Origin of the sequence: Klebsiella sp. 2019SCSN059 (assembly GCF_021739525.1) — a bacterium.
In the GTDB taxonomy this organism is placed as follows: domain Bacteria; phylum Pseudomonadota; class Gammaproteobacteria; order Enterobacterales; family Enterobacteriaceae; genus Klebsiella; species Klebsiella quasipneumoniae.
On the sequence record NZ_JAKKOM010000009.1, the window covers coordinates 144,537 to 159,454 of the forward strand.

A 14,918-nucleotide genomic window follows, 5' to 3' on the forward strand; every position below is an offset into this window, starting at 1 on the left:
AAAGCGCAGCAGCGTTGTCTACTGGAGATTTGCATTGATCACGTTTATTTAGGGGACTTTGATGACGGTTTTCACCAAAAAACTGACAGCCGCGATACCTGCCATGCTGCTTTGCGCCTCAATAAGTGGAGTTACAACGATGAGTTATGCTGATACGACTAACCCGAATACGCCTGTCTCTTTGATTGAAAAATGGGACAAAACATTTCCTGAGAGCGCGAAAGTGGATCATCGTAAGGTGACCTTCCACAACCGCTACGGGATTACCTTAGCAGGAGACCTCTACCTGCCGAAGGATCGCGGCGACCGCAAACTGGCCGCCATTGCCGTTAGCGGTCCTTTCGGCGCGGTAAAAGAGCAATCCAGCGGCCTGTATGCCCAGACGTTGGCCGAGCAGGGGTTTGTCACACTGGCGTTTGACCCATCCTATACGGGTGAAAGCGGTGGCTACCCACGTAACGTGGCTTCGCCGGACATCAATACCGAGGATTTCAGTGCCGCGGTGGACTTTCTGGGCCTGCAAAAAGAGGTGGATCGCCACCGTATCGGTTTGCTCGGCATTTGCGGCTGGGGCGGTATGGCCTTAAACGACGCGGCGATGGATACGCGCGTCAAAGCGGTGGCGACCAGCGTCATGTATGACATGAGCCGCGCGATGGGGCATGGAGTCGGCGATGGCAAAGACCGCTACACGACAGCCGACCGCCGAGCGGTACTGCAGTACCTGAACGCGCAGCGCTGGAAGGATGCGGCAAACGGCACTTTCGCCCCCGGCGGGCATGACATTTATGTTGATGATAAAGGCAACGTCAGCGCTGCCGATCGTATTTTGCCGGAAACCTTGCCCGCCAATCCCAACCCGGTCCTGAAAGAGTTCTTCGATTATTACCGTATGCCGCGTGGTTTCCATCCTCGTTCGGTTAATTCAACCGGGGCATGGAATGCGACGATGCCGCTGTCGTTTATGAATATGCCGCTGCTGAATTATGCCGGCGAAGTGACTATTCCGACGCTTATCGTGACGGGCGAAAAAGCCCATTCTCGCTATTTTGCCGAAGCTGCCTATAAGGCTATTGGCAGCAACGAGAAAGAACTGGTGATTGTCCCTGGCGCAAACCATGTCGATCTTTATGACAACGCCGCAGGCAAAATTCCCTTTAGTCAGTTTGAGCAGTTCTTTAAAACCAACCTGAAATAGATCTCCGGTGCCGGAGACATCCCCAAAGCCGCCACGCGCCTGCGGGCGGCTTTGTATTGTCGGAGATAAACAATGTCTGCATTAAGTAACACCCGGGCACACTGGAGCGGCGTCCTGGCGATGACGCTCTGCGTATTTGTACTCATTGCCTCAGAATTTATGCCGGTCAGCCTGTTAACGCCCATCGCTGGCGATTTAGGCGTCACCGAAGGATTAGCCGGTCAGGGCATTGCCATTTCAGGCGCGCTGGCGGTGCTGACCAGCCTGACCATTTCTCGCCTTGCGGGAGCACGGGATCGAAAATACCTTCTGTTAGCGCTCACGGCGCTGATGGCGGTCTCGGGAATGATGATTGCCCTGGCGTCCAGCTATCCAGTTTATATGCTGGGCAGGGCGCTCATTGGGATCGTCATCGGCGGCTTCTGGTCTATGTCGGCCGCAACGGCCATTCGCCTGGTGCCGCAACGCCAGGTCCCCCGCGCATTGGCCATCTTTAACGGCGGCAACGCGCTGGCCACCGTTGTGGCAGCGCCGCTGGGCAGCTACCTGGGGGCCACCGTCGGCTGGCGCGGCGCCTTTTTATGTCTCGTCCCGCTGGCGATGGTGGCTTTCGTCTGGCAATGCGTTAGTCTGCCGTCGATGAAAAGCCAGCGCGCACCACAGCCGCAGGGAACCGTGCTGGGTCTGTTCCGCCGCTCGACGGTATTCCTTGGATTGCTGGCCTGCGGGCTGTTTTTTATGGGGCAGTTTACCTTGTTTACCTATGTGCGACCGTTTCTGGAGACCGTGACCCGAGTCAGTTCCTCTGGTCTGTCCCTGATATTGCTGGCGATGGGTACCGCCGGTTTTGTCGGCACGCTGCTTATTTCGAGCGCGCTGAATGCCCGGTTTTATCCGACGCTGGTGGCTATCCCTTTGGCCATGGCCGCGATTGCCGGAACGCTTCTGCTGGCCGGACACCACCCGGGATCAGTCGCCGTACTGTTAAGCCTGTGGGGCCTGCTGGCGACGGCCGCGCCCACCGGCTGGTGGATGTGGATTGCGCGGACGCTGCCCGAGGATGCGGAGGCGGGCGGTGGTCTGATGGTCGCCGTGATCCAGCTATCGATTGCCCTCGGGTCAACGGCAGGCGGCCTGGTGTTTGATAGTCTGGGATGGCGCAGCAATTTTGCACTGAGCGGTCTGTTACTGCTGGCGGCGGCAGGGGCGACTTTTCTGCTCTCTGCCAAAATCAGCTCATCTCAGCGCACGCCAATTAATGAGCTGGATGCATAAGTCAAATCACAAATGACAGGGTAATCACGGCGACGTTTATGGCCTACCATGATGGTTAAACAAGATGAGGGATGACCATGGAATATTGTGTATTAAGTAACAACCGTAAAATGCCGATGCTGGGTTTTGGCGTTTTTAAGGTGACCGATAAAGCAGAGTGTAAGCGGTCGGTGCTGAACGCCATTCGCACCGGCTACCGCCTCATCGATACCGCCGCCGTCTACGATAATGAAGATGCGGTGGGGGAGGCCGTTCGCGAAGCCATCGCCGAAGGTCTGTGTACCCGCGAGGCGCTATTTATTACCTCCAAACTGTGGGTTCAGGACATGGCCAACGCCGGGATGGCGAAAGCAGGGATTGCCGCGTCCTTAAAAAAATCCGGGCTGGAATACTTCGATCTTTATCTGTTGCATCAGGCGATGGGCGATTATTTCAGCGCCTGGCGCGCGCTGGAGGAGGCTTATGAAGCCGGTACCCTCAAAGCGATCGGCGTGTCCAATTTCTACGCCCATGTGTTAGCTAACTTCTGCGAAACCGTCAGAATCAGGCCGATGGTGAATCAGGTCGAACTGCATCCTTATTTCGCCCAGCCGGCGGCGCTGGAAACCATGAAGCACTATCACGTTCAGCCGGAAGCCTGGGCGCCGTTAGGCGGTGGCAGACATAATCCGTATGAAGAGGCCATGCTGCAGGAGATTGCCGATGCCCACCAAAAAACCGTTGCTCAGGTGGTCCTGCGCTGGAACGTGCAGCGTGGCGTCACGGTCATTCCTAAATCCACCCGCCAGGAGCGTATTGAAGAGAACTTTGCCATCTGGGATTTCTCGCTCACCGCGCGCGAAATGGCGCAAATTAGCGATCTGGATTTAGGTTACGTTGGCGAAGCAGTGAAACACTTTAACCCTGAATTCGTTCGCGGCTGTCTGGGGGTGAAAATCCACGACTGATCGCGGCTCAGCGTGACGCCTGCTTCATTTAGCTGCCTGCGCCGCAGCGACGGGTTCGGTATGCTGGTTAGCGCCCACGCGTGTGCCGCGACGGTTGTCGATGCGGTAGTCGACCGTCACGGGCTGCGGGCCGGCAGGGGTGACGGTCAGCTCCCTGACCATCTGGCCGGCGTCCGGCGGTAGGGTCAGGGTGGTTTCCCCCTGAGCGAGCATCTGGCCATTTTGCCTGACCTGCCAGGTCAGGCGACAATCCTCGCAGGCCGTCCAGGTATCGTTAATCGCCCACAGGCGAACCGTCGCCGGGCTACCCTGACGCCAGCTGGCGGTCACCGGTTCGATGGATGGCAGGATCGGCTGATAGGCGCGCTGCAGGGCATAGTAACCCGCCTTCGGCTGGCGCAGATAATCCACCACCCCCCAGTTGATGGAGGGCCATGTCTCGACAAACATAAAGTGGAACAGGGCGGTCACCGGCTGATAACGTTGGCGGCGATAGCTCTCCGCTGCCAGCGCCACCAGCCTGGCCTGATACGCCTGGGTGTTTTCAATCATCTCCTGAATAGTGTTGCCTCGTGGAATACCGGCAAATTTAAAGGTCTGGAAAGGCTGAAAATTATGGTACTTCCATCGCACCCAGCCGGGGTCGTCGGCGGCGGTGGTTTTCGGCCACAGCAGACGGGCCGGGATAATGGTCTTCAGGGTGGAGAGGCGGGGCAGCGCCTGGGCGCCAAACTCGGAAATAATCCCGGTTTTCGCCGGGGAGAGCAGGTCGCGCAGGGTGCCGAAATACCAGCCCGCCCAGTAGTGCTCTTCAACAGCGGAAAAGCGATGCACGATGCGGGAGGTATCTTCCGCCAGCGCATCGCCCACCCGCTGCGTCAGGGTCTGGTTTAAGGTTTTACGCCAGTCGGGGAAGCGTTTCTCCATCCACGGCGAGTTCCACGGCGGCTCGTTGTGACCGCCCCAGACAATAATCGCCGGCGAATTACCGAACTGGTCCATCATCGCCCGGGTCTGGCGCACCGCGTTATCGGAAAAGGCGACGCTGTCATCATAACCCCACTGCAGCGGAACATCCTGCCAGATCATCAGCCCCATCTCATCGGCCACCTCATACAGCGCACGGCCCGCCACGTGGCCATGAACGCGGATGGCGTTGGCGTTCATGGCCGTGACTAGCCTGAAATCCCGGCGATATTTTTTCCGCGTCATGGTGCTCAGCCACGGCGAGCCAATATAGTTGCTGCCCTTGATGAACAGCCGTTTGTCATTGATGCGCCAGCCCTGATTGTCCGCCAGCGCTTCCACCTTACGTAATCCGGTGCGGGTGACGGCGGAATCCATGATCCCCCGGTTATCCGCGAGGGTGGCGCGCACCCGGTAGAGGTTAGGTTTGCCAGCACCCACGGGCCACCAGAGCTTTGCCGAGGGCATGGGCAGCGAGACGCGCAGGACGCCTGCGGTGTTCTCCAGGGTGACCGCGAAGGCCTGTTGAAAACGCGGGCCGGAAAAATTGTCCGGGGTGGCCGTCAGGCGCAGCGTGACGGGGCCGGGGGTCACGGCGCGATAGCGGATTTCGGCACGCAGAATGGGGTGCTCCAGCCCCTGTCGCCAGTCCGGACGCAGGATCACCTCGTCGAGGGTGACGCCGCGGCTCAGATGGAGCTTCACCGGCGCCCAGATCCCCCCGGAATTGGCATCCTGCCCCTGAACCGACCAGGCGCCGCCCGGGCGGGTATCGTGCTGGTTCAGGATCCCTTTCATCAGCGTTTTGTGCAGCGGCCAGATCGTTTGCGGGTCTTCATAGGGGCTGTCGACCCGCACGGCGAGCTGATTATGGCGGCGAACGACCCCGCTGATGTCCACCGGGAAGCGCTGAAAATACCCTTCGTGCCGGGCCAGCGTCTTGCCGTTGAGCGCCACCTCGGCAAAGTAATCGACGCCGTCAAACACCAGGGTGGCCATGGCGTCCGGCGTCAGGCCATGCAGGGTAAACTGATGGCGATACCACAGGGCGCCCTGATGATCGTATCCGGCGCTGTACCAGTTTGCCGGTACCCGCAGCGTGCGCCAGTCGCCATCCGAAGCCTGAGCGCCGTCGAAGGCGCTGTCGTTGGCGTCATGCACCCGCCATTGTCCGGCCAGTGACCAGGTCACCGGCGCTGAGCCGGCGTGCGCCAGCGGCAGGCAAACCACCAGCAGCAGAAGACGTCTAGCGATCACGGGGAGCCTCCTGCATTCTGCGCCGCAGCCACAGGTGGCAGCCCGCGATCGCCTCGGCCAGCGTGTCTTGCAGGTCGCCCGGCACGCTCTGGTCGGGCGAGGCTGCCTGGGTCTCCAGTTGCTGGAGCACCCCGGAAAGGCGCTGAAAGCCAAGGGTGGCCGCCTCGCCGCGCAGTTTGTGGGCGGCGCGACGCCACGTCTCCCGGTCATTAGCGTTAATGGCGTGGGTAAGGGCGGCGGCGGCAGCGTCAAGCCCAGCAGCGAAGAGCCCCAGTAGCTCCTCGACCAGCTCCGGATCGCCGGCGCACTGTTTCAGCAGGCGGGCCTCGTCCGGCAGGCCTTCCTCTACCTCCGGACCGCCATCTTCCGCCGCGCCGACGCGGGCGATGGCCTCCCGTAGCGCCTCCTGGCTCACCGGTTTGGCGATATAGCCGTCAAAGCCCATCGCCAGACAGCGCTCTCTATCGCCCTGCATCGCGTGGGCGGTCATAGCCATCGCGGGCTGGTGCTCCCGGCCGAGCGCCTGCGTCTCTTCACGCAGCAGGCGGATGGCGGTGTCACCGTCCATCTCCGGCATTTGCAGATCGATCAGCAGGAGATCCCAGCAGTCGGCGCGCCAGCGCGCCAGCGCCTCCCGGCCGTTGTTCACCACCTCGCAGCGGTGGCCAAGCTGTTCCAGCAGCCGTCTGGCGACTTTTTGATTAACCAGATTGTCCTCGGCCAGCAGGATATGCAGCCCGGCCTGCTCCCTGACCGGTTCCGCAACGGGGGCTGGCGCTGTCGCCACCACCGGCGTGGGAACCAGAATGCCGGCGATAACCTGATGCAGTTCGCGCTGCGCCACCGGTTTATGCAGATAGTGAGCAATGCCGATGCGCTTGAGCATATTGGCGTCAAAATGGCGGCTCATGGAGCTGAGCATAATAATCTGGCTTTGCCGGGCCTCGGGCAGGGCGGAAAGCTCCAGCGCCAGGGATACGCCGTCCATATCCGGCATCTGCGCGTCCAGCAGGATAAGCGGCCAGGGCGGCCCTTCGGCGGCCCGGCGTAGCGCCTCGCCGGCGTTGTCCACGCAGCTTGGCATCAGCCCCATCTGGCGAAGCATGGCGTCGAGCAGGCGCAGGTTGGTGCTGTTGTCGTCAACCACCAGCACCCGCTGGTGGTTAAAGTGGCCCAGCGGAACGCTGTCGGCGGCGGCGTGCAGCGCTGCCAGCGGCAGGGTGAAGGCAAATTCGCTGCCCGCCCCAGGCTGGCTCTCCACCGTCAGCTCGCCGCCCATCAGGCTGACCAGGCGGGCCGAAATGGTTAACCCCAGACCGGTGCCGCCGTAGCGGCGGGTGGTGGAGCTATCGGCCTGGCTGAAAGCCTCGAAGATCGCCTTTTGCTTCTCCGGGGCGATGCCGATGCCGGTATCGCGAATGCGAAAGCGCCAGCGGTTTTCGTCGCCGGCCGGCGCTATCGCCAGCAGAACCTCCCCCTGATGCGTGAACTTCAGCGCATTACCCAACAGGTTGGTCAGGATTTGCCGCAGCCGGGGGCCATCGACGATCAGCACCTCGGGCACCGCTGGGGAGATATCCACCAGCAGCTCAATGCCCTTTTCGCTGGCGGCAGGCATATGCGGGCGGATCAGCGACTGAACAAAGGGGCGGATCTCCAGCGGCTCTTCGTCCACCTGCATCTTGCCCGACTCAATGCGTGAGAAATCAAGAATGTCGTTAATAATGTGCAGCAGCGACTGGGCTGAGCTCATCACCAGCGAAAGGTACTCCCGCTGCTCCGCGGTCAGCGGCGTGTCGAGGCAGAGCTGCGTCATGCCGAGAATGCCGTTCATCGGGGTGCGGATTTCGTGGCTCATATTGGCGAGGAAGGCGCTTTTCGCTTCGTTCGCCTCGCGGGCTTCCTTCGCCGCCTCAATGGCCAGCAGCTCTGCGGCTTTGCGCCGGGTAATATCCTGCAAGGTGCCGATCACCCGCTCTGCCTGCTGCTGCATATTGAGGGTGACGATCTGCCCCGAGAGCAGCATCCAGCGCCAGCCCTGCGTGGGGTGCTGGACGCGAAGTTCACATTCAAAAACTGGCATATGCTCGTTTTGCGAGGCGATCATCGCCTGTTGCAGGGTGGCGCGATCCTCCTCGTGGACCAGATTGAGCATAAAACGCAGTGGAAAGCGCCACTGCGCCCGTGACTGGCCGACCATCGCCAGCAGGGTGTCATTGACCTGCAGGCTGTCGCCGGAGACCTGCCAGTCCCAGATGCCGATCTGGATCGACTCCGCGGTGAATAAAAAGTCGTCGTGAAGCTGGTGACGCGAGCGTCGGGCCTCGTCAAGCTCCGTGATGTCGGTATGCAGGCTGACAATCCCGCCATCCGCCAGCCGCTGATGCTGAACGTAAATCCGGCGGTTGCCCGACTGACGGACCTCGCAGTGGTTCGTCTGGCGGCAGTTGCGGATTATCGCCTCGCGCAGCGTCTGTTGCCGGCCTGGGTCGATGTTATATCCGGCATCGATAAACTTCTCCGCCAGGCTCTCAAGAGAGGCGCCGACGGCGAGCCAGGGCGCGATCGTTGGATAAAACAGCGCCACCTTATCATTCCAGGCCTGCAGTCGTTCGCGCTCATCGTAGATCATCACCGCCGAGGGCAGGAGGTTGAGGTCGGTACGGTTAGCGGCATGCATGATTACTGGTCAGCGGTTTGATAGTGCAGCTCCGCCTGGCGGCGCAGATACTCAAGCCCAGGGGCGATGGCCATTGCCCATGCGGTGAGGATCTCCTCATCGCACAGCGGATCGCTGGCGCGGACGGTTTTGAGCATCGCTTCCCGCCAGAGGGCAAAAAAACGCGGCGGCAGACGCAGGCCTTCCTCGCTCTGCGCCCGCGCCAGCCGTTCCAGGAAATCGGGTACAAAGAGGTCGCCGTTGACCGCCAGCATGGCGAAAAAGCTTTTAAAGATCATCTGCTGGCCCTCTTCGCCGGAGCGTTGTGAGAAGTGCTGCTCGGTTTCCGCAGACATATGGATAAAAGTAGTGTAGAAGGCTTCGAAGAAGCGCTGTTTGTCGTGCTCCGGTACGACGCGATTCAGGCTGGCTTCAAAGAGATCGCGATAAAACTTCATGGTGCGCTCCTCATGACCCGTTCGCCCGGCAGGCAGCGGCGGGGCGGGTTAGGATCCACAGGCGACACGCGCTGGCCATGCATGAGTTTTCCCCTTACAGGATTTCCTCGTTGCCATTCTGCGGTAAAGCGGGCCGCCGCTCACCCATCTTTATCCAGCATCAGCCACACGATACTTTTGCTGACCAGCCATTTATCACCGGTTTGTCGCTAAAGTCGATTGGCGTTGCCGTCAGGTTGGAGTATAGCCTGGTTGACAACCCCATTGCTGATGAGCAAGCAACCCACTACTGACTAAACTGATAGCGTACAGCGGCAAGTTTCGTGAAGGTACGATCAGCCTTATCTGGTTCTTGCCGATTTAGGAGGCGCGATGTCGGCACAGCACGTCCTGATTGTTGAAGATTCGCTGGTTTATCGTCGGCTGCTAAGCCGGATGTTGACGCAGTGGGGCTATATCGTCAGTGAGGCGGAAAACGGCGTCGCCGCGCTGGCGATCCTCGAAAACCAGCCCGTCAGCCTGGTGATAAGCGACTGGGAGATGCCAGAGATGAATGGCCTGACGCTGTGCCGGGAAGTTCGCCGTCGCCAGTTTGGTCACTACGTTTATCTGATATTGCTTACCGCCCGCGAAGACCCTGGCGATTTAACGCAGGGGTTTGAGGCCGGGGCCGATGATTTTCTCAGCAAACCGGTAGAGCAGAGCGAACTGCGGGCGCGGCTGCACGCCGGGTCGCGGATCCTCTCCCTTGAGGCTGACCTCGCCGCGCGCAATGCGCGGCTGAGCGAAGCGCTGCGACAGATTGAACAGGATCTGGAGCTGGCGGCGCGCATTCAGCAGTCGGTTCTCCCGGCTCATCAGCTGCGTCATCAGGGATTTTTCTCCGACTGGATTTTCCTGCCCTCGGCCTGGGTGTCGGGAGATATTTTTAACGTCTTCCCGTTGGGCGATCGGCTCGGATTTTACTGCGTGGATGTCTCCGGGCACGGTGTGGGGGCGGCGATGATGTCGCTCGCCGTCGCCCGCCAGTTTCTGCATGGCAGGGCCGTTGAGCGCTTTCTTTTTACGGCAGACAACCAGCCGGCGTCGCCTGCTGAAGTGGTGGCGATCCTTAATGGTCGTTTTTGCAGTGACGAAACAGAGATTGTCAGCTATTTCACCCTGATCTATGGCGTCATCGACCTGAAGACCGGCGCGGGCAAACTCTGTCAGGCCGGGCATCCCACGCCTTTTATCGTGAGCCCGGACGCAGCCGTCCGTCCGGTCGGCAGCGGCGGGGCGCCGGTGGGGTTGATAGACCATCTCTCTTGGGCAGATGTCAGTTTCTCACTGGCGCCGGGAGAGCGGCTGTGCCTGTTCAGCGACGGCATCACCGAATGTGAAAACCGGAGCGGTGAACAGTTTGGCGAGGCGCGTTTACAAGCGTGGCTGCAGGACAGCGTGACGCAGCCGCTGCCCGCGCTGCTGCCGCGGTTTGCCCGGCACCTGATCCGCTGGCGCAGTGGCGACGGGCAGGAGACTCAGGCGATGGCCGATGATGTTTCACTCTTGATTATTGAACGAACAGGGGACAGTGATGAAAATTGAAACCGAACGGCAGGCCTCGGTGACGATCCTGACTCCGGCGGTGCGTCGGCTGGATGCGTCCGTCGCGGTAGCCTTTAAAGCGGCAATCGCCCAAGAGATAGGCGAAGATCGCACCGATCTGATTGTTGATTTCAGTAAAATCGATTTTATCGACAGCAGCGGTTTGGGAACGCTGGTTTCGCTGATGAAAATGATGAATGGTAAAGGAGAAATGACACTGTGCGCGCTGAACCCCGGCATCCGCAATATGTTTACCCTGACCAGGATGGATCGTATTTTTCGTATTTGCGAGGATCGCACTTCAGCCCTTGCGCAGTTCAATCCGTGATGCGCCCGTGAATAACGTCATGCTGTTTCCTGCCCAACTCAGCTCGCTTTCACCGCTGGCGGCGTGGCTGACTCAACAATTGGCGCCGCTGCCCGTCGGGGAGGAGTGGCGCTTCGCGCTCGATCTTGCCGCCTGTGAGACGGCCGCCAATATCATTCGCTATGCGCTGCATGAGGATCGGCAACGCGTTTTTCGTGTCGAATTTATCGCGGCGGAGGACCGGGTGACGCTGCGCTTTATTGATGCAGGAGAGGGCTTTCCGGCCGAGCGCCTGGCGCTGGCGCGTAGCGATGAGCGCTTCGATGTCGATCCGTTAGCGGAAAGCGGCCGAGGTTTGCGGCTCATTCTGCGCGCGGTGGACTATTTTAATGTGGAAAGCCGCGCCGGGGAGAATGTGACGACCCTGATAAAAGCGTTGCCGGATGCCGGCCTTCGCCATTCCACCGACGGTGCGTCAGGTGAAGGACCAGAGGTTGCCCCCAGGTGAATCACCGGGGGGATTTTCCCGCCCGCGTTCACCAGTTTCATCGTCTTATGGCTGTGCCTGAGCGGTGGACAGCGCGCCCAGGTGATAAGGGCGAATAGTATCTAAGGTCATCATGGCCGATTTGCAGAAAATGCATTTCGCACCAAAGGGATTTTTTTCCGTCACGTCAAACTGGGACGTTCTGTACTGGGAGCCATGGCAGCATGGGCATCTAAAATGGATATGTTCAATCATAATGTAAACCTTGTATGGGTAATGTTCTGTTGAAAAGACAATGGTCGTTTTCAGGGAAATTAACGCGGCTGATTTTTGTTAGTGGTAAGCCGGGTATTGGGTCAGACGGAGGGCTTTTTTAACGAGCCAACAGGGATCTGACAAGGCCTGTTTACAGAAAAAGCAAAATACTAACGGGACTGCTCAAAGGAAGGTGGTATCAGGGATAACGCCTGGAGATGAGAACACGTGCTTCGATAATAATTTTTCGTCTGGTAAATCGACTTAATGATTAACGCACGAGCCGCAAATAATAGCAAACGTTATTTTAGCCTTCCGGATGCCTGCTGCGCCAGGGGCGCCTTCATCAGCGCCGTCACCCAGTCGATAAATACCTGTACCCGGGCAGAGAGCTGCCGGCTGCTGGGATAGAGCAGGGAGAGCGGCAGCGGCGCAGGGCGAAAATCAGCCAGCACCTCCGTTAACCCACCGGATGCCAGATCGGCCTCAAGGCGGGAGAAGGGTGCCTGATACAGGCCAAAGCCCAGCCTGGCCGCTTCGGCGCCGACGTCGGCATCGGAAGTCAGCAGCCGACAGGGCAAACTGACCTCGGTCTGGCGGCCATCCAGGGTAAAACTGAGCGGCAAGGTACGGTGCGTGCGCGATGAAACAAAACCGATCGTCACGTGTCCCGCCAGCTCGTCAATCGTATGCGGGGTACCGTACCGGGCGAGGTAGGCCGGGCTGGCGCAGGTGATCTCCTGCAGCATGGCGAGCGGCCGGCAAATCATCTCGCTATCGGGAAGATGGCCGCCGCGAATGACGCAATCTACCCCTTCGCGGACCAGATCGACGTCGCGCTCGCTTTCGCCAATCTGCAAGGTAATGGCCGGATAGCGGGCGAGAAACTGCGGTAGCGCGGGCAGCAGCAGGGTTCGCGCCAGATTGCCCGCCACGTCCACCCGAAGGGTGCCGGAGATGCTCCCTCCGGCGCTGCGGTTGGCCTCCTCCAGGGCCGCCAGGATGGAGACGCAGCGCTGATAATACAGCGACCCCTCCGCCGTCGGCTGCACGTGCCGGGTGGTGCGCTGCAGCAGGCGCGCCCCAAGGCTGGCCTCCAGCGCCTTAATGGCCGCGGTCGCCACCGGCCGGGAAAAACCCAGATCCGCGGCGGCAGCGCTGAACGAACCCCGTTCGACGATACGCACGAACAGGGTCAGGGTATCCAGTTTATCCATGACATTGTTCCAGCTGGCAAAACAATCCTGTCGCACCATGCGGTCTTATCGTCGGCATTCAGAGGCCTATAATCGCTCATGTTTTCAGCAGAGATAAAAGGGGAAAACATGAACAATAGCGCAAAAATCGCCCTGGTGACAGGCGGCAGCCGTGGCCTGGGCCGCGCGACCGTTGAAGCGCTGGCTCAGCGCGGCGTGAACGTGGTATTGACCTACAACGCGCATTTCGCCGAGGCGAACGATGTGGTCGCGTGGGTTGAAGCCCAGGGCTCGCGGGCGATCGCGCTGCCCTTCAGCGCCGGCGAAACCGACACCTTTGACGGGTTTGTCAGCACCTTTCAGGCGGCCCTGGCGGAGCTGGGGGCCGATCGGTTTCATTACCTGGTCAATAATGCCGGCAATGCCAGCGGCATGGGGTTTCTGAACGCTACCGAAGCGGAGCTCGATGCGCTTTATCGCATCCATGTGAAGGGTGTTTTTTTCCTCAGCCAAAAATTATTGCCACTGCTGGCCGATGGCGGGCGAATTGTGAATATCTCGTCCGGACTGACCCGTATCGTGATGGCGAATCGGGCGCCCTATGCAGTCATGAAGTCTGCGGTGGAAACCCTGACCCGTTATATGGCGTTTGAGCTGGGCGGCCGCGGGATCACGGTGAACTGCGTGGCGCCGGGCGCCATCGCCACGGATTTCAGCGGCGGGGTGGTGCGGGATAACCCGCAGGTCGCTCAGGCGGTGGCGAACATGACGGCGCTTGGCCGACCGGGGGTACCAGAGGATATCGGGCCGATGATCGCCTCGCTGTTATCCGATGATCATCGCTGGGTTAATGCCCAGCGCATTGAAGTTTCCGGGGGAATGCGCATCTGAGGCGAGGAGACAATCCGGCCAGCGTTTCGCTGAGCTGAATCAGGTTTGGCGGCAGCGGAAACGGCCGTTCGAAAACCGCCGGGCCGGTAACAAAGAGAGCGCCAGCGCGGCGATAGTCCGTTCACTTAGTCAGAGAAAATGCGTTACTCCGCCAGCAGGGCGGCGAATTTCGCCAGCCACTGCGGGTGTGCCGGCCAGGCGGGGGCGGTGACCAGATTGCCGTCAACATGCGCCTGATCGATACCGATATCGGCATAATGCCCGCCGCTCAGGCGCACCTCCGGGGCGCAGGCCGGATAGGCGCTGCAGGTACGCCCCTGCAGAATCCCGGCGGCGGCCAGCAGCTGTGGCCCGTGGCAGACGGCGGCGATAGGTTTACGCGCGGCGTCGAACGCCTGGACCAGTTTAATGACCTGTTCGTTCAGACGCAGATACTCTGGCGCGCGGCCGCCGGGGATCAGTAGCGCGTCGTAATCCTCAGCCTTCACCGCGGCAAAATCGGCGTTCAGAGTGAAGCGGTGCCCCGGCTTTTCGCTGTAGGTCTGGGCTCCGTCAAAATCATGGATCGCCGTCATCACATAGTCGCCGGCGGCTTTATCCGGGCAGACGGCATCGACCTGGTGGCCAATCATCTGCAGTGCCTGAAAAGGGACCATCGTTTCGTAATCTTCGGCGTAATCGCCGACCAGCATCAGGATCTTCTTGCTCATTATTTTTACTCGTTGTGGGAGAAAGGTGTCATAGATATAGCCTGGCGATCCGCAGAATGCGACCTCCTCAGGATGCCGATGACGGTGGCGTGCGCATCTTGTAACCGGGTTCATATTTTTTTGGTAACGACAACTTTTTTCGCCATCGCGCTGTGGTCAGTCGCCCAGAAAAATAGGCTCTTCAGCCACTGACGACTGTCTGCGGAGGAACATATCGCTGGGTCCGCGGTCATTCCTCGTCACGTTCGCTGACCGGTTAGTGCAAACCAGTTGCTGGGAAAAAGGTTGCTCTTGAATGTTTTGCCGCGCGGGTGACGATAAATTGCGTTGCGAGGGGATGATTTAATTCCAGGTGCTGTTATCGCTATGTTTATTCTTATATTTTTCTTTGGTGCGTAATTTATTTTGATTATTGTTTTAGGCTTTGTATTTATTTATTAAATATTTATCCTGGCGATAAGAAAAAATAAAATCATTCACCTTGTGAGTATATTCAATAAATCTTCTTGTTAAGTTGATCGATAATCTATTTCTGTTTTATTATCCTCAGGCTTTTACCGTCAACTCTTCAATAATTATTCCCTGAGGAAAGGAACTGCTATGGCTGATACGTTCCAGAATGAAGTGCCTAAGGCTCGCATTAATCTCAAATTATCTCTCCACACCGGCGGCGTGCAAAAAAAGGTTGAGCTGCCATTAAAGCTACTTACCATTGGTGATTTTAG

At 59.2% G+C, this 14,918-nt stretch carries 14 protein-coding genes; 8 read left to right on the plus strand and 6 right to left on the minus strand.

What is annotated here, in order from left to right:
* Positions 1-61 precede the first annotated feature (61 nt).
* The 3 genes from L2I46_RS12740 to L2I46_RS12750 all read left to right on the plus strand — a co-directional run bounded on the left by L2I46_RS12740 (position 62) and on the right by L2I46_RS12750 (position 3,420).
* Entirely contained in the window at positions 62-1,198 is a 1,137-nt protein-coding gene (locus L2I46_RS12740) for an alpha/beta hydrolase (protein WP_085550757.1), read from the plus strand.
* Between the two features lie 72 nt (positions 1,199-1,270).
* Positions 1,271-2,473 carry an MFS transporter gene (locus tag L2I46_RS12745; RefSeq protein WP_236947907.1) on the plus strand — a complete coding sequence of 401 codons (1,203 nt, stop codon included), beginning with the start codon at positions 1,271-1,273 and terminating at the stop codon, positions 2,471-2,473.
* 77 nt (positions 2,474-2,550) lie between these two features.
* Positions 2,551-3,420 (plus strand): aldo/keto reductase, encoded by an 870-nt coding sequence (locus L2I46_RS12750; RefSeq protein ID WP_023289371.1) that lies wholly within the window; start codon positions 2,551-2,553, stop codon positions 3,418-3,420.
* Positions 3,421-3,444: 24 nt separating this feature from the next.
* On the opposite strand, the gene L2I46_RS12755 is transcribed toward L2I46_RS12750, so the two are convergent.
* The 3 genes from L2I46_RS12755 to L2I46_RS12765 are packed head-to-tail and all read right to left on the minus strand — an operon-like array spanning position 3,445 to position 8,760.
* Positions 3,445-5,643: a glycoside hydrolase family 2 protein gene (locus tag L2I46_RS12755; protein WP_236947908.1), complete on the minus strand. Its 2,199-nt coding sequence runs from the start codon at positions 5,641-5,643 to the stop codon at positions 3,445-3,447.
* Positions 5,633-8,323: a hybrid sensor histidine kinase/response regulator gene (locus L2I46_RS12760; protein WP_236947909.1), complete on the minus strand. Its 2,691-nt coding sequence runs from the start codon at positions 8,321-8,323 to the stop codon at positions 5,633-5,635. Before L2I46_RS12760 ends, L2I46_RS12755 begins: the two co-directional genes overlap by 11 nt.
* Before the next feature lie 2 nt (positions 8,324-8,325).
* Entirely contained in the window at positions 8,326-8,760 is a 435-nt protein-coding gene (locus tag L2I46_RS12765) for a globin (RefSeq protein WP_236947910.1), read from the minus strand.
* 372 nt (positions 8,761-9,132) lie between these two features.
* On the opposite strand from L2I46_RS12765, the gene L2I46_RS12770 reads away from it, so the two are divergent.
* The 3 genes from L2I46_RS12770 to L2I46_RS12780 are packed head-to-tail and all read left to right on the plus strand — an operon-like array spanning position 9,133 to position 11,162.
* Complete coding sequence (locus L2I46_RS12770; protein WP_085550763.1) at positions 9,133-10,347, plus strand: PP2C family protein-serine/threonine phosphatase; 1,215 nt, start codon at positions 9,133-9,135, stop codon at positions 10,345-10,347.
* On the plus strand, positions 10,337-10,675 hold the full coding sequence (locus L2I46_RS12775) for an STAS domain-containing protein (protein ID WP_023289382.1): 339 nt from the start codon (positions 10,337-10,339) through the stop codon (positions 10,673-10,675). Before L2I46_RS12770 ends, L2I46_RS12775 begins: the two co-directional genes overlap by 11 nt.
* Before the next feature lie 19 nt (positions 10,676-10,694).
* A complete protein-coding gene (locus L2I46_RS12780) occupies positions 10,695-11,162 on the plus strand; it encodes an ATP-binding protein (protein ID WP_072420334.1) in 468 nt (155 codons plus the stop codon).
* A gap of 45 nt (positions 11,163-11,207) precedes the next feature.
* Here L2I46_RS12780 and ymcF read toward each other — a convergent pair whose 3' ends face one another.
* Positions 11,208-11,396, minus strand: a complete 189-nt coding sequence (gene ymcF / locus L2I46_RS12785; protein WP_023289384.1) for a cold shock small protein YmcF — start codon at positions 11,394-11,396, stop codon at positions 11,208-11,210.
* Positions 11,397-11,698: 302 nt separating this feature from the next.
* Positions 11,699-12,613: a LysR family transcriptional regulator gene (locus L2I46_RS12790; RefSeq protein WP_101976753.1), complete on the minus strand. Its 915-nt coding sequence runs from the start codon at positions 12,611-12,613 to the stop codon at positions 11,699-11,701.
* Positions 12,614-12,721: 108 nt separating this feature from the next.
* On the opposite strand from L2I46_RS12790, the gene L2I46_RS12795 reads away from it, so the two are divergent.
* Positions 12,722-13,483 (plus strand): SDR family NAD(P)-dependent oxidoreductase, encoded by a 762-nt coding sequence (locus L2I46_RS12795; protein WP_048334819.1) that lies wholly within the window; start codon positions 12,722-12,724, stop codon positions 13,481-13,483.
* Positions 13,484-13,626: 143 nt separating this feature from the next.
* Here the strand turns inward: L2I46_RS12795 and L2I46_RS12800 are convergent, their stop codons facing one another.
* Positions 13,627-14,193 carry a DJ-1/PfpI family protein gene (locus L2I46_RS12800; protein WP_023289387.1) on the minus strand — a complete coding sequence of 189 codons (567 nt, stop codon included), beginning with the start codon at positions 14,191-14,193 and terminating at the stop codon, positions 13,627-13,629.
* Positions 14,194-14,793: 600 nt separating this feature from the next.
* On the opposite strand from L2I46_RS12800, the gene L2I46_RS12805 reads away from it, so the two are divergent.
* On the plus strand, positions 14,794-14,918 hold a 125-nt coding region (locus L2I46_RS12805), incomplete at its 3' end, for a type VI secretion system contractile sheath small subunit (RefSeq protein WP_236947913.1).

What these genes read in the sequence shown, in the direction of transcription:
- L2I46_RS12740 (WP_085550757.1), top strand. Translation starts at nt 62, where the DNA reads ATGACGGTTTTCACCAAAAAACTGACAGCCGCGATACCTGCCATGCTG.
- L2I46_RS12745 (WP_236947907.1), top strand. Translation starts at nt 1,271, where the DNA reads ATGTCTGCATTAAGTAACACCCGGGCACACTGGAGCGGCGTCCTGGCG.
- L2I46_RS12750 (WP_023289371.1), top strand. Translation starts at nt 2,551, where the DNA reads ATGGAATATTGTGTATTAAGTAACAACCGTAAAATGCCGATGCTGGGT.
- L2I46_RS12760 (WP_236947909.1), bottom strand. Translation starts at nt 8,323, where the DNA reads ATGCATGCCGCTAACCGTACCGACCTCAACCTCCTGCCCTCGGCGGTG.
- L2I46_RS12765 (WP_236947910.1), bottom strand. Translation starts at nt 8,760, where the DNA reads ATGAAGTTTTATCGCGATCTCTTTGAAGCCAGCCTGAATCGCGTCGTA.
- L2I46_RS12770 (WP_085550763.1), top strand. Translation starts at nt 9,133, where the DNA reads ATGTCGGCACAGCACGTCCTGATTGTTGAAGATTCGCTGGTTTATCGT.
- L2I46_RS12775 (WP_023289382.1), top strand. Translation starts at nt 10,337, where the DNA reads ATGAAAATTGAAACCGAACGGCAGGCCTCGGTGACGATCCTGACTCCG.
- L2I46_RS12780 (WP_072420334.1), top strand. Translation starts at nt 10,695, where the DNA reads ATGCTGTTTCCTGCCCAACTCAGCTCGCTTTCACCGCTGGCGGCGTGG.
- ymcF (WP_023289384.1), bottom strand. Translation starts at nt 11,396, where the DNA reads ATGATTGAACATATCCATTTTAGATGCCCATGCTGCCATGGCTCCCAG.
- L2I46_RS12790 (WP_101976753.1), bottom strand. Translation starts at nt 12,613, where the DNA reads ATGGATAAACTGGATACCCTGACCCTGTTCGTGCGTATCGTCGAACGG.
- L2I46_RS12795 (WP_048334819.1), top strand. Translation starts at nt 12,722, where the DNA reads ATGAACAATAGCGCAAAAATCGCCCTGGTGACAGGCGGCAGCCGTGGC.
- L2I46_RS12800 (WP_023289387.1), bottom strand. Translation starts at nt 14,193, where the DNA reads ATGAGCAAGAAGATCCTGATGCTGGTCGGCGATTACGCCGAAGATTAC.